At 45.8% G+C, this 23,720-nt stretch carries 30 protein-coding genes and 1 tRNA gene; 13 read left to right on the top strand and 18 right to left on the bottom strand.

The window, feature by feature from the left end:
* Positions 1 to 29 precede the first annotated feature (29 nt).
* Both B5444_RS06735 and B5444_RS06740 read left to right on the top strand, forming a co-directional pair.
* Positions 30 to 980 carry a bifunctional heptose 7-phosphate kinase/heptose 1-phosphate adenyltransferase gene (locus tag B5444_RS06735; protein WP_079654454.1) on the top strand — a complete coding sequence of 317 codons (951 nt, stop codon included), beginning with the start codon at positions 30 to 32 and terminating at the stop codon, positions 978 to 980.
* Positions 949 to 1,281: a YraN family protein gene (locus B5444_RS06740; protein ID WP_079654455.1), complete on the top strand. Its 333-nt coding sequence runs from the start codon at positions 949 to 951 to the stop codon at positions 1,279 to 1,281. Before B5444_RS06735 ends, B5444_RS06740 begins: the two co-directional genes overlap by 32 nt.
* Here B5444_RS06740 and B5444_RS06745 read toward each other — a convergent pair.
* The 4 genes from B5444_RS06745 to cysS are packed head-to-tail and all read right to left on the bottom strand — an operon-like array spanning position 1,273 to position 4,119.
* Positions 1,273 to 1,512 (bottom strand): KH domain-containing protein, encoded by a 240-nt coding sequence (locus tag B5444_RS06745; protein ID WP_079654456.1) that lies wholly within the window; start codon positions 1,510 to 1,512, stop codon positions 1,273 to 1,275. The two genes, B5444_RS06740 and B5444_RS06745, sit on opposite strands and share 9 nt — an antisense overlap.
* A 16-nt stretch (positions 1,513 to 1,528) precedes the next feature.
* Positions 1,529 to 1,768, bottom strand: coding sequence for a 30S ribosomal protein S16 (gene rpsP / locus B5444_RS06750; RefSeq protein WP_079654457.1), 240 nt, complete (start codon positions 1,766 to 1,768; stop codon positions 1,529 to 1,531).
* Positions 1,769 to 1,780: 12 nt separating this feature from the next.
* Positions 1,781 to 2,662 carry a bifunctional methylenetetrahydrofolate dehydrogenase/methenyltetrahydrofolate cyclohydrolase FolD gene (gene folD / locus B5444_RS06755; protein WP_079654458.1) on the bottom strand — a complete coding sequence of 294 codons (882 nt, stop codon included), beginning with the start codon at positions 2,660 to 2,662 and terminating at the stop codon, positions 1,781 to 1,783.
* Positions 2,647 to 4,119, bottom strand: coding sequence for a cysteine--tRNA ligase (gene cysS, locus B5444_RS06760; RefSeq protein ID WP_079654459.1), 1,473 nt, complete (start codon positions 4,117 to 4,119; stop codon positions 2,647 to 2,649). The genes folD and cysS overlap by 16 nt, the downstream gene beginning before the upstream one ends.
* A 28-nt stretch (positions 4,120 to 4,147) precedes the next feature.
* Here cysS and panD point away from each other — a divergent pair, with 28 nt between their 5' ends.
* From panD to bioF, 7 genes are read left to right on the top strand one after another with little or no spacing between them, the layout of a single operon-like run.
* Positions 4,148 to 4,543 (top strand): aspartate 1-decarboxylase, encoded by a 396-nt coding sequence (panD, locus tag B5444_RS06765; RefSeq protein ID WP_079654460.1) that lies wholly within the window; start codon positions 4,148 to 4,150, stop codon positions 4,541 to 4,543.
* The gene (locus B5444_RS06770) at positions 4,527 to 5,132 is read left to right on the top strand and encodes a hypothetical protein (protein ID WP_079654461.1); all 606 of its coding nucleotides are present in this window, start codon (positions 4,527 to 4,529) and stop codon (positions 5,130 to 5,132) included. Before panD ends, B5444_RS06770 begins: the two co-directional genes overlap by 17 nt.
* A complete protein-coding gene (gene tilS / locus B5444_RS06775; protein WP_079654462.1) occupies positions 5,101 to 5,994 on the top strand; it encodes a tRNA lysidine(34) synthetase TilS in 894 nt (297 codons plus the stop codon). The genes B5444_RS06770 and tilS overlap by 32 nt, the downstream gene beginning before the upstream one ends.
* A gap of 19 nt (positions 5,995 to 6,013) precedes the next feature.
* A complete protein-coding gene (locus B5444_RS06780) occupies positions 6,014 to 6,469 on the top strand; it encodes a (2Fe-2S)-binding protein (RefSeq protein WP_079654463.1) in 456 nt (151 codons plus the stop codon).
* Positions 6,466 to 8,577: a xanthine dehydrogenase family protein molybdopterin-binding subunit gene (locus tag B5444_RS06785; protein WP_079654464.1), complete on the top strand. Its 2,112-nt coding sequence runs from the start codon at positions 6,466 to 6,468 to the stop codon at positions 8,575 to 8,577. The genes B5444_RS06780 and B5444_RS06785 overlap by 4 nt, the downstream gene beginning before the upstream one ends.
* A 6-nt stretch (positions 8,578 to 8,583) precedes the next feature.
* Positions 8,584 to 9,312, top strand: a complete 729-nt coding sequence (locus B5444_RS06790; protein ID WP_079654465.1) for a DsbC family protein — start codon at positions 8,584 to 8,586, stop codon at positions 9,310 to 9,312.
* Positions 9,309 to 10,430, top strand: coding sequence for an 8-amino-7-oxononanoate synthase (gene bioF, locus B5444_RS06795; protein ID WP_079654466.1), 1,122 nt, complete (start codon positions 9,309 to 9,311; stop codon positions 10,428 to 10,430). Before B5444_RS06790 ends, bioF begins: the two co-directional genes overlap by 4 nt.
* Here the strand turns inward: bioF and B5444_RS06800 are convergent.
* From B5444_RS06800 to trpD, 3 genes are read right to left on the bottom strand one after another with little or no spacing between them, the layout of a single operon-like run.
* Positions 10,427 to 10,828 carry a YMGG-like glycine zipper-containing protein gene (locus B5444_RS06800; RefSeq protein ID WP_079654467.1) on the bottom strand — a complete coding sequence of 134 codons (402 nt, stop codon included), beginning with the start codon at positions 10,826 to 10,828 and terminating at the stop codon, positions 10,427 to 10,429. The two genes, bioF and B5444_RS06800, sit on opposite strands and share 4 nt — an antisense overlap.
* 14 nt (positions 10,829 to 10,842) lie before the next feature.
* Positions 10,843 to 11,577, bottom strand: a complete 735-nt coding sequence (locus B5444_RS06805) for a menaquinone biosynthesis protein (protein ID WP_079654468.1) — start codon at positions 11,575 to 11,577, stop codon at positions 10,843 to 10,845.
* Positions 11,574 to 12,590 (bottom strand): anthranilate phosphoribosyltransferase, encoded by a 1,017-nt coding sequence (trpD, locus tag B5444_RS06810; RefSeq protein ID WP_079654469.1) that lies wholly within the window; start codon positions 12,588 to 12,590, stop codon positions 11,574 to 11,576. Before trpD ends, B5444_RS06805 begins: the two co-directional genes overlap by 4 nt.
* Before the next feature lie 51 nt (positions 12,591 to 12,641).
* Between trpD and B5444_RS06815 the strand changes: the two genes are divergently transcribed.
* Both B5444_RS06815 and B5444_RS06820 read left to right on the top strand, forming a co-directional pair.
* Positions 12,642 to 13,145, top strand: coding sequence for a hypothetical protein (locus B5444_RS06815; RefSeq protein ID WP_079654470.1), 504 nt, complete (start codon positions 12,642 to 12,644; stop codon positions 13,143 to 13,145).
* Positions 13,146 to 13,148: 3 nt separating this feature from the next.
* Positions 13,149 to 13,388, top strand: a complete 240-nt coding sequence (locus B5444_RS06820) for a tetratricopeptide repeat protein (RefSeq protein ID WP_079654471.1) — start codon at positions 13,149 to 13,151, stop codon at positions 13,386 to 13,388.
* Here B5444_RS06820 and rpmA read toward each other — a convergent pair.
* The 3 genes from rpmA to B5444_RS07675 are packed head-to-tail and all read right to left on the bottom strand — an operon-like array spanning position 13,376 to position 14,236.
* A complete protein-coding gene (rpmA, locus tag B5444_RS06825) occupies positions 13,376 to 13,636 on the bottom strand; it encodes a 50S ribosomal protein L27 (RefSeq protein WP_079654472.1) in 261 nt (86 codons plus the stop codon). The two genes, B5444_RS06820 and rpmA, sit on opposite strands and share 13 nt — an antisense overlap.
* Before the next feature lie 2 nt (positions 13,637 to 13,638).
* Positions 13,639 to 13,938 carry a 50S ribosomal protein L21 gene (gene rplU, locus B5444_RS06830; protein WP_079654473.1) on the bottom strand — a complete coding sequence of 100 codons (300 nt, stop codon included), beginning with the start codon at positions 13,936 to 13,938 and terminating at the stop codon, positions 13,639 to 13,641.
* A gap of 58 nt (positions 13,939 to 13,996) precedes the next feature.
* Positions 13,997 to 14,236 (bottom strand): alpha-fetoprotein enhancer-binding protein, encoded by a 240-nt coding sequence (locus tag B5444_RS07675; protein ID WP_154021752.1) that lies wholly within the window; start codon positions 14,234 to 14,236, stop codon positions 13,997 to 13,999.
* 79 nt (positions 14,237 to 14,315) lie between these two features.
* Here B5444_RS07675 and B5444_RS06840 point away from each other — a divergent pair, with 79 nt between their 5' ends.
* The gene (locus tag B5444_RS06840; RefSeq protein WP_079654475.1) at positions 14,316 to 16,025 is read left to right on the top strand and encodes a proline--tRNA ligase; all 1,710 of its coding nucleotides are present in this window, start codon (positions 14,316 to 14,318) and stop codon (positions 16,023 to 16,025) included.
* A 17-nt stretch (positions 16,026 to 16,042) separates the two neighbouring features.
* Entirely contained in the window at positions 16,043 to 16,726 is a 684-nt protein-coding gene (locus B5444_RS06845; protein ID WP_231967185.1) for a type III pantothenate kinase, read from the top strand.
* On the opposite strand, the gene B5444_RS06850 is transcribed toward B5444_RS06845, so the two are convergent.
* The 8 genes from B5444_RS06850 to gcvH all read right to left on the bottom strand — a co-directional run bounded on the left by B5444_RS06850 (position 16,686) and on the right by gcvH (position 23,717).
* A tRNA-Met gene (locus B5444_RS06850) sits at positions 16,686 to 16,759 on the bottom strand. The genes B5444_RS06845 and B5444_RS06850 overlap by 41 nt on opposite strands.
* A gap of 30 nt (positions 16,760 to 16,789) precedes the next feature.
* On the bottom strand, positions 16,790 to 17,857 hold the full coding sequence (locus B5444_RS06855) for a M24 family metallopeptidase (protein ID WP_079654476.1): 1,068 nt from the start codon (positions 17,855 to 17,857) through the stop codon (positions 16,790 to 16,792).
* Positions 17,854 to 18,981: an RNA polymerase factor sigma-54 gene (locus B5444_RS06860; RefSeq protein WP_172838444.1), complete on the bottom strand. Its 1,128-nt coding sequence runs from the start codon at positions 18,979 to 18,981 to the stop codon at positions 17,854 to 17,856. The genes B5444_RS06855 and B5444_RS06860 overlap by 4 nt, the downstream gene beginning before the upstream one ends.
* A gap of 2 nt (positions 18,982 to 18,983) precedes the next feature.
* On the bottom strand, positions 18,984 to 19,436 hold the full coding sequence (locus B5444_RS06865; protein WP_079654478.1) for a TIGR00725 family protein: 453 nt from the start codon (positions 19,434 to 19,436) through the stop codon (positions 18,984 to 18,986).
* On the bottom strand, positions 19,421 to 20,578 hold the full coding sequence (locus B5444_RS06870) for a hypothetical protein (RefSeq protein ID WP_172838445.1): 1,158 nt from the start codon (positions 20,576 to 20,578) through the stop codon (positions 19,421 to 19,423). Before B5444_RS06870 ends, B5444_RS06865 begins: the two co-directional genes overlap by 16 nt.
* Positions 20,571 to 21,893 carry an adenylosuccinate lyase gene (purB, locus tag B5444_RS06875; protein WP_079654480.1) on the bottom strand — a complete coding sequence of 441 codons (1,323 nt, stop codon included), beginning with the start codon at positions 21,891 to 21,893 and terminating at the stop codon, positions 20,571 to 20,573. Before purB ends, B5444_RS06870 begins: the two co-directional genes overlap by 8 nt.
* Positions 21,886 to 23,199, bottom strand: a complete 1,314-nt coding sequence (gene gcvPA, locus B5444_RS06880) for an aminomethyl-transferring glycine dehydrogenase subunit GcvPA (protein WP_079654481.1) — start codon at positions 23,197 to 23,199, stop codon at positions 21,886 to 21,888. Before gcvPA ends, purB begins: the two co-directional genes overlap by 8 nt.
* Positions 23,199 to 23,717 (bottom strand): glycine cleavage system protein GcvH, encoded by a 519-nt coding sequence (gene gcvH, locus B5444_RS06885; protein WP_079654482.1) that lies wholly within the window; start codon positions 23,715 to 23,717, stop codon positions 23,199 to 23,201. The genes gcvPA and gcvH overlap by 1 nt, the downstream gene beginning before the upstream one ends.
* Positions 23,718 to 23,720: the final 3 nt, after the last annotated feature.

Consider the following 23,720-nt stretch of genomic DNA (forward strand, 5'->3'; position numbering starts at 1 on the left):
GAATATTTTACCAATTAAAATTAAACACCATGCATTTAAACAAAGAAAAGCTTATCAAACTCTTTGAAAAGTTCAAAGGTTTAAAAGTTCTCGTCGTGGGAGACATCATCCTAGACAGGTACCTTTTTGGAGAGGTGGAGAGGATTTCTCCCGAAGCACCAGTACCCGTAGTAGACGTTAGAAGAGAAGAGTTCAGGCTTGGAGGAGCTGGTAACGTGGCCAACAACTTGAGAGCTCTAGGCGCTGAAGTTTTCCTGGTTGGTGTCCTTGGACAAGATTACGGGATGCACATAGTAAAGGGCTTTCTCAAAGAGAAGGGTATTCACGACCTTACGGTTGTGGATCCGGAAAGGCCAACCACCGAAAAGACGAGGGTAGTGGCTGTTTCTCAACAGCTTTTGAGAATAGACAGGGAGGAAAGGAAGAAGATAGAGGGTAAAGTTCTACAAAAGGTTTTGGAGGCTTTGGACACTGACTGCGCGGGTGTTGTTGTCTCTGACTACAACAAGGGAGTGGTGTGCAAAGAGCTCATGGACAGGATAAGAGAAAAGAATGTTCCCTTCTTTGTAGATCCAAGGCCTCAAAACAAAGACCTGTACACTGATGCCTACCTTATGACTCCTAACGAAAAGGAAGCCCTGAGTATGGGCAGGGGGAGAACTCTAGAGGAGCTAGGATGGAACCTAAAGGAATCTCTTAGGCTTAAGAACCTTGCCATTACCTTAGGGCCTAAAGGTATAGCCTTCTTTTCAGAGAGAATGGAGGTGTTTCCAGCAAAAGCCAGGCAGGTTTACGACGTTACAGGGGCTGGAGACACGGTTATATCTGCCATGAGCGCATGCATGCTCGTAGGAGAGGATCACGCCACTGCCTGTGAGTTTGCAAACCTGTGTGCAGGGGTTGTAGTGGGCAAGCTTGGTACGGCTGTAGTAAGTATGGAGGAGCTTCTTGAGTACTTCCAAGAAGGGCAGGCTGTTTGAAGAGTTAGCCGTTAGGTATCTAGAGAGTCTTGGCTACAGGATACTTTGCAGGAACTACCACTGCAGGTACTCGGAGATAGACATAGTGGCTCAAGATGGAAGCTGCCTTGTTTTCGTAGAAGTGAAGGGATCTAACACCAGCTGTGACCCTCTTGAAAAAGTAGATAAAAGGAAGGTGCAGAGGTTACTTGCGTGCGCCGAGATGTTTCTTCAGAACCACCCTGCCGACGAGTGCAGGGTGGACATAATAGTCGTACATAAGGGAAGGCTAAGTCACATAAAGGGCGTTGAGTTATTCTAATATCTCCAGAACTACCCTTTTGTTTAGCTTCCTTCCCATGGAAGACAGTATGGTCCTAAGAGCCCTTGCTATCCTTCCCTGCTTGCCTATAACCTTACCCAGGTCAGAAGGCTCGACCCTAAGTTCTATTACTACGGTCTTTTCTCCTTCTATCTCTACAACGTTAACCTTATCTGGGTTGTCCACCAAAGATTTGGCGGTTATTTCTACGATGTCCCTCAGTTGGCTCATGTTCCTACCTCCTTACTTAGAGTATTTGAGCAAGCTTCAGTATGCTTTTTGCCCTGTCAGTAACCTCTGCACCCTTAGAAAGCCATTCCTTTACCTTTTCAGGCTTTATCTCTATGATCTTTTTGTTTACAGGGTCATAAGTACCCAAAATGTCTATGTACCTACTCTCTCTTGGAGATCTAGAATCCATCACCACTATCCTGTATATGGGATGGTGCCTTTTACCGAAGCGTGCAAGCCTTATCCTTACCGCCATCCTCTACCTCCGTCAAGACTGACTTTTTATTATACCATACTTTTCATAAGCTTTTAGGGTGTTAAGAAGTAGGCTTGCCACAGTCATTGGTCCTACGCCGCCTGGCACTGGTGTTATAGCATAGGCCTTATGCTTTACCTCTTCAAAGTCCACATCACCCACTATCTTTCCATCAAGCTTTGATATACCCACGTCTATGACTATAACTCCTTCTTTTACCATGTGGGCCTTTATGAGGTGTGGGACTCCTGTAGCCGATATTAGTATGTCAGCCCTTAGGGTGTGTTCCTTTATATCCCTTGTATGTATATGGCAGACGCTTACAGTGGCATCTCTCCAGAGCATGAGCATGGCAAGGGGTCTTCCTACTATAAACCCGGCTCCTACTATAACAACCTCTTTACCTTTTGGATCTATACCGTACTCCTTCAAAAGTAGGTCTATACCCAGGGGAGTACAAGGTACAAACCCGTCCTCTATCCTGGCTACCAACTTGCCCATATTCATGGGATGAAAACCGTCCACATCTTTGTAGGGAGATATAGAAAGGATGATCTCATGCTGATCTATATGCTTGGGTAGAGGAAGCTGGACTAGTATGCCGTCTACATCCTGCCTACTGTTTAGCTCCGCTATTAGGTCCAGAAGCTCTTCTGTCCTTGTATTTTCAGGAAGGTGAAAAAGTAAGGATTCTATACCTACTTCTTGGCAGGATTTTCTTTTGTTGTTTACGTACACCTGGCTAGCAGGATCGTTACCCACCAAGATAACCGCAAGACATGGTCTTCTAAAGCCTTCAGATACGTATGCATTTACCTTCTGACTTATCTGATCCTTTATCTTCTTTGAGAGAGCCTTCCCATCAAGTATGATGGGACTTACACCCTTTTCCATCTTGTACCTGCAGGCGTGTCTTCTAAGACTATTCCAAGGGTTTTTAACTGATCCCTTATATAGTCAGCTATGGAATAGACCTTTTCCTTCCTTGCCATATCCCTTACATGTATAAGAAGCTGGATGAGTTTATCATCTAGAACCCTTCCAGCCTCTAACTCTTCGTATACTACCCTCTCTACAGGCTTTTCTTGGTATAGATCTTCGAAGAGTCCGAATATGCCTTGAAGGTTTTTCCTTATGGTTTCAACGGCAAACTTGTATGCCTCAAGTTCTGACCTATACACAAACTTCCTCTCAAAGACAGTGTTCTTTATCCTGTTTAGATCCCCCACTAGAGAAAAGATGTGTGAAAGGGCTGAAGGTGTGTTAAAGTCGTCGCTTAGGTCTGAAAAGAACCTTTCTTGGGCCTGCTTTACTCTTTCATACAGATCTGTAGGATGGGTTTTTTCTTCCAGAGGTAAGGACTTTATAACCTCAAGGTCAAGGAGGGCGTTCTTGATCCTCTCGTATGCTCTTTTTGTCTCCTCCATCTTCTCCCACGAAAAGTCTAAGGGACTCCTGTAATGAGTAAAAAGGACCAAAAGCCTTAGTATATCCGGATGATACTTGGTGTAAACCTCACGGAGAGTTATATAGTTTCCCAAAGATTTAGACATCTTCTGTCCACCCACAGTCACAAGGCCATTATGTACCCAGTACCTGGCAAAGGGTTTTCCTGTGATGGCCTCGGCCTGGGCTATTTCGTTCTCGTGGTGTGGGAAGATGAGGTCAAGACCACCCCCGTGTATGTCTATGGTCTCTCCAAGATGCTTAAAGATCATTGCCACGCATTCTGTGTGCCAGCCTGGCCTTCCTGGACCCCAGGGAGAATCCCATGCAGGCTCTCCTGCCTTTGCAGACTTCCACAGTGCAAAGTCAAGGGGATCCCTCTTCTTCTCTGAAGGTTCTACTCTAGCCCCAGCCTCCATCTCCTCCAGACTCCTTTTGGAAAGCTTTCCATACTCTGGGAAAGACTTTATGGAAAAGTACACGTCTCCACCAGACTCGTAGGCATGTCCCTTTTCTATGAGCCTTTGGATAAGTTGGATTATCTCAGGTATATGTTCTGTAACCCTCGGTTCTACATCAGCAGGCCTAACTCTTATGTTCTCCATGTCTATGTAGTACCTGGCTATGTACCTGTTGGCTATGGTCATAAAGTCTGTATTCTCCTGCTTGGCCTTATTTATTATCTTGTCATCTACATCCGTAAAGTTCCTGACAAACCTAACTCTATAACCAAGATACTCTAAGTATCGCCTGAGGGTGTCAAAGACTATAAGGCTTCTACCGTGTCCTACATGAGAATCATCGTAGACGGTAACGCCGCACGTGTAGATTTTCACGTGTGGCGGATCAATAGGGACAAACTCTTCAACTCTACCGCTGAGGGTGTTGTATATCCTTATGCTCATATGAAGATTAATTATATTATTTTTTCTTATGCACAGGTTTATGCTGAAGTCAAAAGTCCACAGGGCCAGGGTTACTGGGGCTGAACTTCACTACGAAGGAAGCCTTTCCTTGGACTCTGCCATAATGGAGGCTGCCAACTTATTGCCCTACGAGAGAGTGGATATATACAACGTGAGCAATGGACAGAGGTTTTCCACTTACGTAATACCGGCACCTGCACACTCAGGGGAAGTACGCCTTAATGGTGCAGCAGCAAGGTTGGGAGCCGTCGGAGACATCATCATAATAGCCTCGTATGGGCTTTTTGAAGAAAAGGAACTAGAAAACTTCAAACCCTACCTGGTATACGTAGATGAGAACAACAGGATAATGAAGGTAAAAAGGCAGATGGAGGAGGAAGTTTTCTTTGCTAAGGGTATTTAAGATATTCAGGGAAAAAGGGGGGATACTCAAGGCCCTTGATCTGTGGGACTGGTATGAGAGCTTAAGCCACAAAGAACAAAAGTCTGTTAAGTACTACTTTTCCTTAAAGACAATCAAAAACCTACGTTTTCCCTTCAGAGCAAAGCACTTTGACAGTGGAGAGGTTGAGGTAAAGGGTTATACAAGGTGTACTTTTTTGGGTAGTCTTGCCCAAACAGCCCTGCTTGAGGGAGACTATCAGACAGCCGAATGGCTCTACCTTCAAGCGTTAGGGTTTGCGCAGAATGCTTTGGAAAAGCACCTGGTTCTTAATGACCTTGTGATGCTCGCCCAGAAGATAAAAGACTTTGAGAAGATGGAAAAGTACGCACGTACTGACGTGGAGCTATTCAAAGAATATAAAGAGGATTTAAAGCAGAAGAATGGGGGAAAGTTGGGTAGAATCAACTCCCTTGAGGTTTACGTTTACCTTTTAGAGAGAAAGGGGAAAAGGCGCGAGGCTTTGGAGCTCCTTGAAGAGTTCGTTAGGGAGGGTGTAGAGTATCCCTTTTACGAAGATGTCAGAAAAAGGTTACTCCAGTCTGCTTAGGAAGGTAGTAAGCCTCCAAAGAGAGAAGAGGCTTATACCAGAAGGAAGCAGGGTACTGGTAGCCTTCTCTGGTGGTCCCGACTCGGTAGCCCTAACCTTGGCCCTGCTGATGTTGAAGGAGTTTTTAAAACTTTCAGATGTAGCCCTTGTTCATGTGAACCATGGCATAAGGGAGACCTCCATAAGAGACGAGGAATTCAGCATTGAGTTTGCCAAAAGGAAGAAGCTCAGAATATACGTTGAAAGACTACAAGTAAAGGAGATTTCAAAGGAGAGGGGAGAAAACCTAGAGGCTGTGGCTAGAGAAGAAAGGTACAAGGTCCTAAGGAGGATAAAGAGTACGGAGGGCTTTGACCTTATAGCTACGGCTCATCACCTCAACGACCTTGTGGAGACCATCCTCCTATGGATGGTAAGGGGTTGCGGCCTTGAAGGACTTTTAGGCTTTGAAGAAAGACAGGATGATGTAGTTAGACCTCTTTACAGAGTAAAAAGAGAAGAGATACTGGAGTTCCTCACACAGCTAAAGGAAGATTGGGTGCTTGATGAAAGCAATCTGGATCTTTCCATCGCAAGAAACCGCATAAGGTACATGGTGATACCAGAGCTAAAAAAGATAAATCCAAGCTTAGAAGAATCCTTTTTACGCATGAGAGAACTTCTCAAAACGGACCAAGATTTCATAGACCAAAACCTGCAAGAGGTAAAAAAGAAGGTCCTAAAGGAGGGTTCTATAGACAGACGGGCTTTTCTAAAGCTACATCCTGCTCTCCAAAAAAGGCTAATCATGGAACTTTATGGCCTTAAGGACTCAAGAAGGGTACAACAGACGATAAACAGGATAAAAAAGGGTTCCATCTAGAAAGTGTTAAACTTTTACCATGGAGCTTAAGGTAAACGGAAAGGTTTACGTCTTGAAAGTAGCAGAGGACACACCACTACTCTGGGCCATAAGAGAGCATCTTGGGTTCACCGGAACCAAGTTTGGATGTGGGAAAGGTATATGTGGGGCATGTACTGTTCTAGTAGATGGCGAACCTACACGGTCATGCATAACACCCATATCAGCCGTCAGGGGCAAGAATATCACTACCATAGAAGGGATTCCCTCAAGCCATCCCATAAAGAGAGCATGGATAGAACTACAAGTCCCTCAGTGTGGATACTGCCAACCTGGACAGATAGTGGAAGCTTATGCTTTGCTAAGTAAAAACCCAAGGGCTAGCAAGGAGGAGATAGTAAAGGTCATGTCTTCTCATTTGTGCAGATGTGGTACCTACAACAGAATATTGAAGGCTATACAAAGGGCCCAACAGCTTATTGAGGTGAAAGCATGATAACAAGAAGAGGTTTTCTAAAGGCTGGCGTTTCGGGTCTGGGTCTATTCTTTACAGAAGGCGGCGTTAAAGTACTCAAAGCTTTTCAGAGTGATGTGCTAAAGCCCTTTGCATGGGCAAACATCACCCGCGACAACTACCTGGTAGTCGTCTCAAACAAGTCTGAGATGGGACAAGGAGTACACACGGGATTATCCATGCTTGTGGCAGACGAGCTTAACTTCCCATGGGAGAGAGTAAGAGTACAGACGGCACCAGCTGGAGAGATTTACATAGACAGGAAGATGGGGTCTCAGTTGACGGGTGGTAGTACGAGCCTCAGAAACATGCACACCCACTACAGACTTCTTGGGGCTACCATTAGAGAAATGCTCCTTCTAGCTGCCTCATCCTCGTGGAAGGTTCCCAAGGAAAGCCTAAGAATAGACAAAGGTTATGTAACCGATGGCAAAAGGAAGGTAAGCTGCGGAGAGCTATGGGAGATAGCCATAAAACTACCAGTACCTCAAAACCCTAGGCTAAAGACACCAAAGGAGTTTATATACATAGGTAAGAATGTCCCAAGGATAGACGTCCCCGAGAAGGTAGAAGGAAAGGCCATCTTCGGCATAGACGTTAGACTTGATGGTATGGTCTACGCACTAGTAGAAAGGCCCCCGTCCTTTGGGTCAAAACTTCTCAGCTATGATGTATCCAAAGCCAAAAAGGTAGATGGATTCATCTCAGCCTTTCCTATATCCACAGGGTTGGCCATATGTGCCAATAGCTTTGAAAGTGCTCTAAAGGCCAGACAAAACATAGAAGTCTCCTGGAGTAAGAGTCCGATACAAGATTTTGATGACGAGAAATTAAAGGATTTCTTCCTGAGCAAGCTGCAGACTAAGGGTCAAGTAGCTAGGAGGGAAGGAGATCCCGAAAGAGTTATACAGAACTCTGGAAAGAAGGTAGAGGCTGTATACCTACTCCCCTACCTTTACCATGCAACCCTTGAGCCTATGAATTGCGTAGCCTATGTAAAGGAGGATGAGTGTATAGTGTACGCCCCAATCCAAGGACAGACCTTTGCCTTGAACCTTGCAAGGAGCATAACAGGACTACCCGAGGACAGGATAAAGATATACACCACTTATTTGGGTGGTGGTTTTGGTAGAAAGGCTCAAGCTCTCTTTGTGGGTGAAGCCATAGAGATATCAAAGAAGTTGAGAAAGCCTGTAAAGCTTGTGTACACCAGGGAAGATGATGTAAAGTCTGGGTACTACAGACCTATGAACGCTACCCTGCTTAGGGGAGCTGTAGATGATAAAGGAAAAGTCTCATCCCTCTACTTTAAGATAGCAGTCCAGTCGGTGTTTGAATGGGCTGGACGGCCTTCGCCTATAGACAGGGCGGCCGTTGAAGGCTTGGAAAACATACCCTACCAGATACCCAACCTACATGTTGAGTACGTCAAGGTTGATCTCCCCGTAAGCGTGTGGTTTTGGAGGTCTGTAGGAAGTACCCATAACGCTTTCACCCTTGAAACCTTTATAGACAGGCTAGCAAAGGTTGCAGGAAGGGACCCAGTGGACCTAAGGCTTGAGCTCTTAAAAGATCCAAGAGCCAAAAAGGTGGTGGAAGTTGCCGCTGAGAAGGGTGGATGGGGTAAAAAATCAAACCTTGGTCTTGCATACCACTACTCCTTTGGATCGCACGTGGCACAGGTAGCAGAAGTTTCCTTTGATGAAAAGAATAGTGAGCTAAAGGTACATAAGGTAGTTTGTGCCATAGATCTTGGTCCCTTTGTTATACACCCAGGCCTTGTTATCTCACAGGTAGAAGGAGCCATTATGATGGGGCTTAGCGCGGCCCTAAAGGAAGGAGTGAAATTTTCCAACGGTGGTCCTTCAAACCTAAACTTTGATACGTACCCCTTGCTCACCATGGACGAAGCTCCAGAGGTAGAAGTTTACATAGTGAAGGGTGACGGTCCTATGGGTGGTGTAGGTGAACCTGGTCTTCCACCTGTAGCTCCAGCCGTGGCAAACGCTCTACTCTGGGGGTACGGAATAGAAGTCAACCAGCTACCCATGACTCCAGATGTGCTAAAATCAGCAATCTCAAGGAGGTAGAAAGCTATGCTTAGAAAGTTCATTTGGATAGGTCTTTTTGCTTTGGCCAGCTGTCAGAGTGTGGCTGGCACATGCCCAGACAAATCAAAAATAGAGAGCGTGGTAAAGGAGTTTACAAACAGCCCTGTAGAGGTTTCCGCCGTGAGGCCGGCTAAGGTAAAAGGTCTCTGTGAAGTGGTCATAAAGATGGGTGCCCAGCCGGTAGTCTTCTACACAGACAGCAAGATGGAATACCTCATCCTAGGCAATCTTGTAAGTGTAAAGGAGAAAAAGAGCATAACAGAGGAAACCAAGAAGGAGTTTTCGAAGGTATCCCAGAACGTTCTCGACGAGCTTTCAAAGCATACTGACATAACCTACGGCAAGGGTGATAAGTACATCTACTTTATTACAGATCCAGACTGTCCCTTCTGTAAGAGGTCAGAGTCCATAGTGAAAGAGTGGGCCGACAAAAACGGCGTACAGATAAGAGTGATCCTCTTCCCACTTCCCATACATCCCGACGCCTTCAACAAGTCTGTGGCTTTGGTATGCGAGAAAAGATCTTTTGAGGATTACATAAACAGAAACTTTGGTAACACCCAGTGTGAGGATGGTAAAAAGAAAATCCAAGAAAACTTAGACTTCTTGGCCAACAAGCTTGGCGTCAGGGGAACACCTACCTTTATAGGCATGAACGGCAAGATACACTCGGGAGTACCCGCACAGGAAGATTTAAACAGCCTCATAAGATGAAAGACCTCTGGAAAGAGTTAAGGGGTCTAAAGGAGCTAAACCTCTACAGGCAGAGAAGGCTGAGAGAGGGAGTAAAGGACTTTTGTTCTAACGACTACCTTGCCCTCAGAAACCACCCAGAAGTAGTGGAAGAGGCAATAAGAGTACTGAGGGAGGAGGGTCTTGGGTCTGGGGCAAGCCAGCTAGTGTCTGGTTACAGTAGGTACCATATGGCTTTAGAGGAAGACTTAGCAGGATTTAAAGGTACCGAATGCTGCGTGCTCTTTGGTTCTGGTTACCTTGCCAACCTAGGAGCTATAGGAGCTCTAGTAGGAGAGAAGGATGTTATCTTCAGCGATGAATTAAACCATGCGAGTATAATAGATGGCTGTAGGCTTTCCAAAGCCAAAGTCATAGTCTTTAAGCATAGGGACTACAAACACCTAGAGGAGCTCCTCAAAGAACACAGAAAAAACTACAGGCGAGCACTCATAATCTCAGATAGTGTTTTCAGTATGGACGGAGACATAGCAGATCTAAGGGAACTGAACAGGCTAGCAAAAGAGTATGACGCTATACTTTATCTGGATGAGGCTCATGCCACAGGAGTTTTGGGTACCACCGGGAAGGGCATACTGGAGGAGTTTTCCCAGGGATGGGAAGGGCATATGATAATCATGGGGACCCTTTCAAAGGCCTTAGGGTCGTATGGTGCCTTCGTTTGCGGCAGCAAGATCTTATGCGAATACCTGGTAAACAAAGCCAGGAGTCTTATCTTTTCCACATCTTTACCGCCGAGTGTGTGTGCAGGAGCAAGAAAGGCATTGGAGATAATAAGAAGAGAGCCACAGAGGATAAAAAGGCTAAAGGAGTTAACCCTCTATGTGTATAACAGACTAAAGGAGCTACATTTGGACGTGCTCTTTTATGGCACACCCATAATACCCATCATGCTTTATGAAGAAAAGAAGGCCCTGGAGGTATCCAGAGCCCTGCTTGAGGATGGCCTGTTCATACAGGCCATAAGGTACCCTACTGTTCCTCTAAAGAAGGCAAGGCTAAGGCTTACAGTCAGCCTTAACTACACACAGGAAGATGTGGAGATTCTGCTCAGCTCCCTAAGTAAGCACCTATCTTAAGGGCAGACTGGCTTCTCTTCTGTCTTTACAGGTTTTCCGTCTTGGTAGTAAGTGGTCCTGACTATCTTACAGTTCCCACTGCTTGCTACAGGCTCAGCGTATACCTTCTGTCTGCCATCTTCAGAAACGTAGCTAACAGGTCTGTTTTGCATTGCAGCCTCTTTGCTTGCCCTCTGAGCTATCTCCGTTATGGTTCCACCAAGTATTGCACCTAGGGCTGCACCTATAGCACCACCACGCCACCTGTTGTTCTTATCTATAAGCGCGCCTGCAGCAGCACCAACAGCAGCACCAACAGCAGCACCCTGATAGGTTTGTTGAGAAGATACCTCAACGCAAGAGTAAAGACCTGCCGAAAATACCACACCAGTCATAAACAAAGCTACTTTCTTAACCATGTCTCTACACCTCCTTATGTCCTAATATACCCCCTTCTTTCTAAAATTTTCATGAAAAGCTCTAAGGATCTCTCCTCCGCAGGTCCAAGACCAAGATGCAAACAATCCAAAAAGTACTCGTTGACATCAACTAGCTGTGAGCTTATCTTCCCCTCTTTTAAGTCTCGGTAGAACACTTCCTTTGAAACAAGGCATAGCCTGTGAATAATCTCGGTAAGCTCCGGATGGTACTCTTTTCTGACCAAGAAGAGGGCAAAGACAAAGGGGAGGTTGTAGGCCTTCTTCCACTCGTGTCCAAGGTCATACACAAAAGGATACAAACCCAGACGTTTCTGAGAAAGAGCTTCATCACCTATCAGAAGGATTGCATCAGCCTGGGACATGGATTCTGTATAATTAGGGCTTATACCGTAAACATCCTCTAGTATATGGATACAGAGAAGCCTAGAAGTCAGGGAGTTTGAAGTAAGGTACACAGTTTTTATGGAACTTATCTCTGTTTTTGAGAAGAGTAGCACAGAGCAAACTCTATCTCTGGAGGATATGGAAACATCAGGTACGTAGGTGTACAGGTGGCTGTTCATCAGATACTCAACTGAAGAAACTATGCCCGCGTGTATCTCCCCGTACCTTAGCTTTCTTACTAGATCTGAGGGATGACCATCTACAAGCTCAACTTCTGGAGCGTCCCATCTGTAAAAAAGAGGGAGAGTGTTTAAATACGCTACTTTTCCTACTCTATACTTCACAGTTTTTGAGATATGTCTACAAACTGCATGAGCTTCTGGTATGCTCTTCCAGACTGTATGGACTCTTTTGCTATCTCTATAGCATCTTTGAGGTCATCGACAAGGCCTGAGGCTAGCACTCCAAAGGCAGCGTTTAGAAGCACCATGTAGTAAGGAGCTCCCAACTCTTCTCCTTTTAGAACAGAGAGTCCCATCTTCACACTCTCCTCTACGCTGCTAACAGTTACATACTCCAAAGGGAATCTTCTTATACCCACATCCTCAGGAGAGAACTCGTAAAGACTTACCTCATCACCTTTGACTTCCGCTACCAAGGTGGGGGCGCTTATAGAAATCTCGTCTATACCATCCTTTCCATGGACTACGAATGCTCTTATAACTCCCAAAGACTTTAAGGTAAGGGCTACCTTCTCCACAAAGACGTCAGAAAAAACACCGAGGAGATGCCTTCTTGCACCTGCTGGATTGGAAAGAGGGCCCACCAGGTTGAATATGGACTTTATGCCCACCTCTTTCCTGGGTCCTATCACCCTCTTCATGGCTGGGTGGAACATAGGGGCGAACATAAAGCCTATGCCTATCTCTTCTATCATGGTGGAAACTTTCTCAGGTGGTAAATCTATCTTGGCTCCAAGGGCTTCCAAAAAGTCGGCGCTTCCAGTCTTAGAAGAGACAGATCTGTTACCATGCTTTGCCACCTTTATGCCAGCACCTGCTAGGACAAAGGCTGTTACGGTTGACACGTTAAAGGTACCAGACCTATCACCACCAGTCCCACACGTATCCAAAAGTTCCTCCGGGTTTTTTACAAAGACCTTTTGAGCCCTTTCTCTGAAAAACTCAGCACATGCACTCAACTCTTCTACAGTCTCTCCCTTCATCCTAGATCCCATTATGAAAGCACCTATCTGCGCGTCTGTAGCTCTGCCTTCCACTATGTCCTCAAGGGCCCTTCTGACCTCCTCTTTGGTTAAGTTTTGACTCTCAGAGAGCTTAAGCAGGATGTCTTTCATCGGGATTAATTATATTTACTGACTGGGTCGTATGCATAGATTTTATTAGTGATGATCCTAGCGCTCATGATGTGGGGGACCGAAAGGGGTGAGGAATTCTATCCTACAAAGATGCTCTGGCTTTTGGAAAGGCCTCATCCCCATTGGGTAGAAACAAACAAGGACAACTTTAAACTGGACTTTAAGGAAAGCGGCTTTAGACAGTTTGTAAACCTAAGCTCTAAAAACCTTATAACGGACGCCATACTTATGTTTGGCCTTGAGTTTACAAGAAACAGAGAAGAACTCATTGAAACTCTCAACCCTGTAAGGCTTACCGTGAAAGTAAAACCTGGCAGTTTTTTAGGTATGAGCCATCATTTCATGGGTGCTCCCTTTGAAGTGGAACAGGATGAAATCCTCAGAGAGTTTCTGGGCTCTGCTAGGAGAAAGCTTGAGGAAACGGGTTTTCTATTGCATATAGTTGTGGTAAGCTTTAATCCATACATAGAAGATGTTATGCTTGAAAACCTTAATAGATTGCAGAACACAAGCTACAAATTCTACGGGAGTTGAAACATGGACAGAGACTACAAAGGTATGTTTAGCAAGATGGGAGAAGGGCTTTTGGAAAAGTACATCCAGGACATTATGAAGGAATTAGAAGCCAACCCCAAAGATCCTAATCTACTCTACAAGCTAGGCGTGGCTTACGCACGCCTAGGAAAGACAAGCCAAGCTAGAGAAGTCTACAAACAACTTAAGGATATAGATCCGAACTTAGCGAAGGATCTCTTGGACCTTATCTATGAGGTCTGAACAGGCTCTACGCTTACGTACTTTCTGTTCTTCCTCGTTTCAAAAACCACTATACCGTCCACCAGGGCGTACAGGGTAAAGTCTGAACCCATACCCACATTTTTTCCAGGGTATATCTTGGTGCCCCTCTGCCTTACGAGGATATTTCCTGCCCTCACAAACTGACCACCATACCTTTTGACGCCTAACCTTTTAGAATGACTATCTCTTCCGTTCCTCGTTGAGCCACCGCTTGCCTTTGATGCCATGATTAGACCTCCTTAATCTCCTTTATTAAAAGTTCAGTATACCACTGTCTGTGTCCACGCCACCTTTTGTAGTTTTTCTTAGCCCTAAACTTGAATACTATGAGCTTCTTACCCTTGGCATGTTTTACAACCTCGGCAACAACTTTGCCTGTGAAGAACTTCACCTTACCATCCGAAGCTTTTATAGCTATAGGCTCAAACTCTATAGTGCTGCCTGGCTCGACCTCTAACTTTTCAACCCTTATCTTAATACCTGGACTAACCTGATACTGCTTTCCTCCTGTTTCTATTACCGCGTACATACCAAGCCTCCACTTTGATTAGGAATAAAGCTGGAGGGGATTTCCCCTCCTACAAGCCTTACTTCTTCTGCTCGCCAGCCGGTTGCTGTTGTTGCTGTTGTTGCCCTTGAGCTGGCTGTTGCTGTTGTTGCTGTTGCTGCTGTTGATCCTGCTGAGCTGGTTGTTGTTGTTGTTGTTGTTGTTGAGCTGGTTGTTGCTGCTGTTGCTCTTGTGCAGGCTGCTGCTGTTCGGCAGGCTTCTGTTGGCATCCCGCAAGCAGGGCAAGTCCAACGACTCCGAGTGCTATGAACTTCCTCATTTTACCTACCTCCTTAAGATTTTGTCAAAAATTATACCATAGACAACTTTACGTGGGAGGTATGCTGTAAACTATTCTCATGCGGTGGAGTAGGTATTTTTGGTATACATCAAAGGATGATCCTGCAGATGCAGAAGCTCCATCACACAAGCTTCTTCTAAAGGCAGGCTTTATAAAGCAGGTAGCTTCTGGAATTTACGCCTTTACACCACCAGCCCACAGGGTGCTGAAGAAGATAGAGGACATAGTGAGGAAAGAGATGGACAGGTCTGGAGCTCAGGAGCTTTTGCTAACAGTTTTGAACCCTGCACACCTATGGCAGGAGACGGGAAGATGGGATCTTTACGGTCCGGAGCTTTTTAAGCTCAAAGACAGGAACGGTAGGGACTTTTGTCTTGGCCCCACGCACGAAGAAGAGATTACAGACTTAGTTAGACACTTCGTTAACTCCTACAGACAGCTCCCTTTAATACTCTACCAGATACAGGTAAAGTTTAGGGATGAAAAAAGGCCACGTTTTGGCCTTATAAGATGCAGAGAGTTCATAATGAAGGATGCCTATTCCTTTGATACGGATGAGATGTCAGCCATCATCTCTTACGAGACTATGAAGTTTGCCTACGAGAGAATCTTCAAAAAGCTAAGGTTAAACGTGCTGATGGTGGAAGCAAGCGTAGGAAACATAGGGGGTAAGAGCTCTCACGAGTTTGTTGTCCTAACTGACTACGGAGAAGCCCTAGTGGCCTACTGTGAAAACTGCGGTTACTCCGCCAACGCGGAGATAGTGCCTTTGGGTAAGGGAATTCAAGAAGAGGAAGAAGAAAAGCCATTGCAGGAGGTTTATACGCCCAACGTGGAGACCATAGAGGAGCTTGCCAATTTCCTAAAGGTTCCACCGAGAAAGATAATGAAGGCTGTCCTTTACATAGTGAAAGGTGAGCCTCTCATGGTAGTCATAAGGGGAGATAGGAATGTAGACGAGAAGAAGCTAGAAGCTATCTTGGGAACAGACGAGTTTAGGCTAGCGGACGATGAAGAAGTTAGAAAGCTTCTTGGAACATCCAAGGGATTCATAGGACCCATTAACCTTCCCGATGGTATAAGGGTACTGTGGGACAACTCCCTGTGGGGAGTTAAGAACATGGTGGTTGCTTTCAACAAGCCAGACTATCACCTTGTGAACGTGAACCCTGGAAGAGACTTCGCCTACGGTGAGTTTGTAGACGTATGCGAAGTTCGGGATATGGATCCCTGCCCTAAGTGTTCAAGCCCTCTGAAGGTAAGGAGAGGTCTTGAGCTCGGCCACATATTCCTCCTTGGTACAAGGTACTCTGAACCCATGAAGCTTTACTACAGAGACCAGGCTGGAGAAGAAAAACCCGTCATAATGGGCTGTTACGGTATAGGTATATCAAGGATCATGGCGGCACTTGTGGAACAATACCATGACCAGATGGGTATAAAATGGCCAACGGTGGTAGCTCCTTTTGAGCTTGACATCGTATGCGTCAACCCACAGGACTCGGAACAGAAGAAGGTATCGGAAGAGCTCTACCTACTTGCCCAGGAGATGGGTATAGAGGTTATCCTTGATGACAGGGATGAGAGCCCAGGTTCCAAGTTTGCAGATGCAGACCTGTGTGGCTTCCCGTACAGGATCGTTGTGGGTAAAAAGCTTAAAGAAGGTAAGGTAGAGCTTGTCAAAAGGTCTACAGGTGAAAGGGAAGACCTAGAGGTAGAAGAGGCCATCCAGTACGTGAAAGAACTCATACAGAAGGACAAGCTTTGAAGATACTGTTCCTTGATGTGGGCAACACCACTATAGACGCCTGTAGCTTTGAAAAGGGTGAGCTTTCCTACCTTGGAAAGTTCTCTCACGATCAGATACATGAACTCAAAGGAAGCTGGGAAAGGGTTTACATCTCCTCGGTTAGGCCTTCCCTAAACAGATTCCTAGAGGAAACCTTTAAAAACGCCTTTTTTATAAGACCTGAGCATGTTCCCATAGAGACGGAAGGTATACAGAAGCAAAAGGTAGGCATAGACAGGCTTTTGAACCTGTACGGTGCTTTCCTCCATTACGGGAAAGACTGTCTTGTAGTTAGCTGCGGCACGGCCATGGTTCTAGATCTTATAGTAGAAGGCATCTTTGTTGGAGGCTTTATCACGTTGGGCCTTTCTGGAAAGTTAAGGTGCCTGCAGGAAAAAGCAGAGCTCATACCTTCTTTCCAGATGGAAAAAGTAGATGTCCCCGTAGGCAAGGATACCAGGTCTGCCATCCTAGGTGGGATAATAAGGGAGGCCAGGGTTTTCATCCTTTCCTTCCTCGAGGAGAGCAAAAGAACCTACGGTAAAGAGATAAGGCTTGTAATCACAGGCGGTGATGGCTATCTTCTGGAGGATCTGGGAATTTACGATCCGATCTTAATATTTAGGGGTATGGTAAAAGTTGCGGGGGCGGGATTTGAACCCGCGACCTTCGGGTTATGAGCCCGACGAGCTACCAGGCTGCTCCACCCCGCGTACCAATATATTAATTATAACCCAAAAACCTTACAATTCAACAAGATCTAAGCTCACACTTGACAGTGGTTTACCAGAGCCTCCTTCTACAAGAACCATGTTTTCAAGCCTTACTCCAAACTTTCCAGGTAGGTATATGCCAGGTTCTATGGTGAAGACCATACCCTCCTCTATGGGCACCTCTGCGTCTGGACCATCCTTGTAGACTCTTGGAAACTCGTGTATTTCAACACCCACTCCGTGGCCAGTAGAGTGTGTAAAATAGTCTCCAAAACCCTTGTCTTGGATATATTCCCTGGCTTTCCTGTCCACATCTCCTATCCTCTTACCTACCTTTACCTCTTCAAGGGCAAAAAGATGGGCATCCCTTACCACAGTGTAGACCCTCTTAAACTCTTCGTCTGCCTTGCCTAAAAAGATGGTTCTGGTAAAGTCTGTGCAGTAACCTTCCCATACAAGTCCCATGTCTATAAGAAGTGGCTTTCCATGTTCCAATCTGTTTGTAGAAGTTTCCCAATGGGGTATGGCGGAAGCTGGTCCGCAAGCAACTATAGCGGGAAAGCTCTCCCCCAAAGCTCCACCCTTTAAAAACTCGTGCACTAAAAAGGCTCTAACTTCAAGCTCTGTAAGGCCTGGTCTTAAAAATTCCAAGAGATTGAGGTAGATCCTGTCACTTAGCTCCACACCCTTCCTCATCCTTTCTATCTCATCTTTATCCTTTATGGCCCTTAGGTCCTTCAGAAAACCTTCATACCCTACCCAGCTTATGCTTTTTGCCCTTAGCCTCTCCTTAAAATGGCATGAGACCCTGTCCTTTTCGTAGCCTACTTTTTTAAGCCCAAGGTCCTTTACAAAACCTTTTATGAACTTAAGAGTGTCCTTCTCTATCTTTACTACGTTCCACCCTTTTAGCTCCTCCAAAGCTCTGTGGTAGTACCTGCTGTCCGTAAGGAGATAGCTTCCATCCCTTGTGGCTATGCAGTAAGCGTTGGTAGACCTAAAGCCCGAAAGGTACTCCACACTGGCCCTTGAGGAGAAGAGAAAGCCATCTAGGTTTTCTTTCTTAAGTCTTTCCCTTATCTGCTGAAACTTCCTCATCTTAGACCCAAAAGCCTCCTGTACTTGGCAACCGTCCTCCTAGCTAGGTTGAACCCTAACTTCTTGACCTCTAGGCTTACCTCTCTGTCGCTCAGGTGCATGCCCTTCTCCTCCAAGATCTTTCTTACAAGAAGCATAACCTCCTGGGTACTAAGCCCAGACTTGCTCTCCCTCACGAAGAAGAATCTAAGAGGGTATGTTCCTGCTGGGGTTTTTATAGACTTTCTGGAGATAATCCTGCTTAGGGTGGATGTGTCTATGCCTATATCCTTAGCCACAGAGCTTACCTTTAGTGCCTTGAGCGGCTCACCCCTTAACAGAAAACCCTCCTGCCTGTGGATTATCCTGTAGCTTACGTCCCTGAGTATCTTTCTTCTCATCTCAAGCAGCATCTTTAGCCTTTTAGCCCTTTCCCAATCCCCATCTCTTTTTTCCACATCAAAGTCTACAAAGTCCTCGTACACGAAGAGGTACCACTCACCGTTCTCATACTCAGCTACCACATCCACGCTTGTGTGCGTGTACGCAGCATCTGTAGATAAGGGGAAGAGCTTGAGGGTTGAAAGAAGAGAAAGTACCTCTTGATCTCTAACCGGTCTTCTACTCTCTAGAGCCTTAAGGAGCTTTGGGATCAGATGTCTTTGGCTTGGGTACAACTCCTCCACTTGGAGGACCAAAAACTCCTTTATGTCCTTTGATGCCACTCCAAGAGGTTCAAACTCCCTTGTGATAAACCTTCTTATGCTCTCCACATACTGGGGTTCTGTTCCGAACCTTTTGGCTATGTCTTCAACGCTTTCACCAAGGAAACCCTTCGCGTCCAGGGAGTAGATTATCTCAAGGGCTACATCCAGATCCTGTCCATCGAATTCAAGCTTGGCTTGCTTGATAAGGCTCTCCATATGGGACTCTCTTGCTGCTACTTCCTGTCTTGGAATTTCCTCGTAGAAGAACTTTGGTATCCTTCTGGTATACCTTACCACGCATGGGTTCTTCCTGCTTTCCTCCTCTAGCACCTTGCTTAGGTCTTCTGAGGTTTCTTGGAGTAACTTTATGTCCACACCCAGGGTCAGGTTAAGCTGGAGTTTTGTGTGTAGCTCGGGTTTTACCTGCGGGCTTTGCATGTTCATAAATTTAACACCCTGTCCAGTTCGGCGAGGAGATCCTCCAGGTTGCTGAACTGTTTTACACCCTCTATGGGGTGGGTTTTGTAGCCTAGTATGGTCTTACCCAAGATGAGTGCGTAGGCTATCTCGGAAAGTGTTCCCCAGTGGCCACCTACAGCCACGACAATGTCACCGCTTGCCACCACCAGTGGGTTCCTGTTCCAGCTCATACCCGTACGTATTTTCACGTCCACGTAAGGGTTTGCTTCACTTCCCTCGTAAGAAGGAAGTATTCCTACTGTAAGCCCACCTTCTTCTTTAGCACCCTTACACACAGCTTCCATAACCCCACCCCTGCCACCACACACCACCACTAAGCCACGCCTTGCTAGCTCTTTACCTAGACGGTAGGCAAAGGAATACTCCTCTTCTGTAGAGTTAGAGGATCCTATGACGGCTACTTGCCTTGGCATGATCCTACAGTCTTGACTATATCATCCTTGAAGGTTAGGAAGGTAGAATGCCTTTCCTCCAGGAGCTTAAGCAAGGACTCATTGAGGTGAATCTTGCCACCTTCTTCTGAGATAAGGTTGAACTCAGCAGCGAACTCTCTTATAGCCTCGTAGTAGCCTGGGTTTGCACAGTATACAAAGAGTTCTGGAAAGTACTTAGAAAGACAGTAAGTTACAGAGTAGATATCTAAACCCTTGCCATCTACTCTTACATCTATGTAACCTAGCTTTTCATGTATCTCCAGCTTTTTGCCCGTTTCCTGTGAATAGAGATGAAGGGCACCTAAGACTATAGCGCTTAAAGTCACCAAGTCTATGTTTTGGTAGTCTTCGCCAAAAAGATCAGCTTTGGATGCAGCCTCCAAGCCCGTCTCTTTAAGAAGGTACACGTGGTTTAGGCCCTCTGTAAAGGTTATGTACTTTGAATCTTTTATGCTTGCCACAAGTCTACCAAGCTTGGAAAATATGAAAAGACCTTCGGTAGAAAGCAGATAAAGGTGGTAGCAGTTGTACTCAGCCTTCATGAACTCTCCTTGATAGCTACAAGAAGAGATGGATTCTAACTGGTGATCAAAGAAGACCACCTCTCCACTTTCCTTCACGGCCACAGGTCCTTCCTCGGTTGCTAGCAAGGCCAGCGTCCCAGAAAAAGCTTTCTCATCAAGAAGACCTCCCTCTTTGCTAAGCCTGTAGATGAATTCTTTGGATGCTATGTAGATGTAGTCCTTACTCAGGGATATACATACGAAAGGTCTTTCAAGCTTTGCTGGAGCCCCTACGTTTGTAAACTTTCCTGGCTTTTCAGTAGAAAATCTGTAGAGGTCTGTCTTGGTTAGGATATAACCCTCGTTAAGAGAAAGGGCTATGTCTTGCACATCTTCCACAGGAAACTCCTCTAGCTGACCATCTTCTTTGTGAACCCTTATGAGGTGCGAAGAGGTTATGCCAAACACATAATCCTTACCTGCGAGCAGCTTTTTGATAGGATCCTGCAAACGCTTAGTCTGCCAAAGGAGCTTCTGTTCCCCCCTCTCTATAAGCTCCTGCTTGTCAAAGGCTTTGACATCATACTCTCCCAAGTAGACGACCTTTTCATCACACATCAGAACCATCTTTATCACCTCCAAAAACCTTATCGTATATGTAGTCTAAGTGTTTGAGAAAGCTTTTAGGATCTATGGCTTTCTCTATCTCCTCCTGAGTTAGGTACTTGGAGACCTCCGTGTCTTCCATAAGACTTTGTCTGAAAGGTATCTCCTCCCTGTAGCTTCTCATAGCACACCTTTGCACTAGCTGGTAGGCTATGTCCCTGTCTATACCCTTTTCCATGAGAAGGGTGAGTATTTTGGAAGAGGCGTAGAGACCAAAGGATAGATCCATGTTCTTGAGCATTCTGTCCTTGTTGACCTTAAGACCTTTGAGTATGCTGAGAAATAGGTTGAGAATGTAATCAAGGGCTATGAAGGAGTCAGGCAGTATTACCCTCTCCGCCGATGAATGGGATATATCCCTTTCATGCCACAGGACTACGTTTTCCAAAGAAGCCGTAAGATTGGACCTTATTACCCTGGCAAGGCCGCATATCCTCTCAGCGTGTATGGGATTCTTCTTGTGGGGCATGGCGGAAGAACCCCTCTGACCTTCTCTGAAGGGCTCTTCTACCTCTCCTACTTCTGTCCTCTGAAGATGCCTTATCTCGGTGGCAAACTTTTCTAGAGAGGTAGCACATATTGCCAACGAGAACACAACCTGGGCATGTCTGTCTCTATGCACTATCTGGGTAGAAGCTGGTTCAGGCTTTAGTCCAAGCTCTTCGAGTGCCAGCTTTTCCACCATAGGGTCAAGGTTGGAGTAAGTACCTACGGCCCCAGCTATCTTACCGTAGGATATGTTATCCAGTGCTTCCAAAAGTCTCTGTCTGTTCCTCTTCATCTCGTCGTACCAAACTAGGAACTTCAGACCTAAGGTTATGGGCTCTGCATGCATGCCGTGCGTTCTACCCATCATGAGTGTATGCTTGTGTTCAAGGGAGAGCCTTTTTAGCTCTTCAAGTACTAAGTCAACGTCCTGCAGTATAAGTCTAAGGGCTTCTCTTATCTGAAGGGCTAGGGCCGTGTCTACTATGTCCGAGGAGGTTATGCCCATATGAAAGTACTGCGTATAACCCCTTATCTGATCACCTATGGCGGAGACAAAAGCTAGCACATCGTGGTTGTAAACCTTCTCGTACTCTTCTATACGCCTTAACACCTCCTCGTCCACGTAGGTCTTCTCTATCTTTTCGAGTGCTTGGGCAGGTATCTTTCCAAGTTTATGCCAAGCTCTACAGATTGCCTTTTCTACCTCAAGCCAGAATCTGAACTTACTAAGGTCACTCCATATCTCTCCCATCTGTGGGCGGGTGTACCTTTTAACCATCCTTGAGCACCTCTACTAGTCTGTCTATCTCCTGCTTTGTCCTCTTCTCCGTAGTGGCCAACAGGATGGTATCCCTGTAGCCAAAGGGTGAGAGATCCACACCGAAGAGAAAGCCTGCCTTTAAAGCCTTCTGTCTTAACTCCTTTATCCTTGGATGTCTTAGAGGGTACTCCCATAGATGCTTCCCCGTGTAGGGTTCCTCAAACCCAAGCTCAAGGAGCTTCTGCTTCAGATAGAGAGCCTTTGAGAGGCTCTGCTTTGCTACCTCTATAAGGCCTTCTTTGCCAAGTAGGCTAAGGTATATGACGTTGGCTATGGCCATAAGGTTCTGGTTTGTACATATGTTAGAAGTAGCCCTTTCTCTTCTTATGTGCTGTTCTCTCGTCTGAAGTACCAAAAGGAAAGCTCTTTTTCCCTCTACGTCTTCTCCCATACCTACAAGCCTTCCGGGTATTCTTCTTAGGTACTCCATCTTTGTAGCAAAAAAGCCTACGTACGGACCACCGAAGTTTAAAGGTATTCCTAGCTGCTGACCTTCACCTACCACTACATGTGCTTCATTTGGAGGTTTGAGCACAGCTAAAGCTACAGGATCTGCTACCACTATCAAAGGTACCTCGTACTCCCTAGCGATTTTTGAAATCTCTTGTACGTTTTCCACGTAACCCAAGAAGTTGGGCTGTTGGATAGCCAAAGCATAGACCTTCTTACTTTTAAGAAGCTCTTCGAGCCTCTCTAAATCTGTAGTACCTTCTTTCGATAATGGAGCGAGATCAATCTCGTCCTGGCGGGCCGTAATGTAGGTTCTTACCACATCCCTGTATAGAGGATTTACACCTTCAGAGAGAAGTAAACTATCGGCGTTCGTCTTTGCACTCTTTACCATGAGTATGGCTTCTGATAAGGCTGTGGCTCCATCGTACACGCTGGCGTTTGCCACGTCCATACCTGTAAGCTCGCATATGAGCGTCTGATATTCAAAGATGGCCTGTAGTGTACCCTGAGAGGCTTCAGGTTGATAGGGTGTGTAGGAGGTCAAGAACTCTCCTCTGTTTAGAATCTGCCATATTACTGATGGTACTATCCTATCATAGGCTCCAAATCCTGCGAAGCATACCAGGCTTCTATTTTTACCTTCAAGCTCTTTAAAAAATCTCCTTATTTCCTCCTCAGACAGAGGATCTTGCCTGATATCTGGCTTGACAAGCAGGGTAGGGTCTATGTGTGAATAAAGTTCTTCAAAGGAGGAAATACCCAAAAGGTTAAAGGCTTTTTTTGTATCTTCTTGTCCGTGGGGTATGTACATCACCTTTCCTTATCTTCGTAGGGGATATCCTCAGGTAACGCATCTAATGATTCTTCAAAGGATTCTTCTGGAGGTGTACCTATGCTTATGCTCTCTACCCTCTCTTCTTTGATTATGTCTGCAAGCATTTGGGCATAGTCTTCTGCCGTAAGTAGGTCTTCAAGCTCAGCAGGATCATCCATCTCAAGGACCACTAGCCAACCGTCTTCGTAGGGTGATTCATTAACTAGCTGGGGCTCGTCCTGGAGCTGTGAGTTTACCTCCACTACGGTACCGCTAACAGGTGCGTAAACAGGTGCCACGTTCTTGACCGACTCCAAGTTTACAAGCACATCCCCAGCTTCGTAGTGGCTGTCTTTCTCTGGAAGATCCACGTAGACTATGTCTCCGAGCTCTTTCTGGGCGTAGTCCGTTATGCCTACCCAAGCTTTCTTGCCCTTTACCAACACCCATTCATGTTCTTTGGTGTAATACCTGTCCTTTAAGACTATGTACTTTCCTACAGTTATCTCATCCATGCC

This window comes from Thermocrinis minervae, from assembly GCF_900142435.1.
Lineage (GTDB): Bacteria > Aquificota > Aquificia > Aquificales > Aquificaceae > Thermocrinis_A > Thermocrinis_A minervae.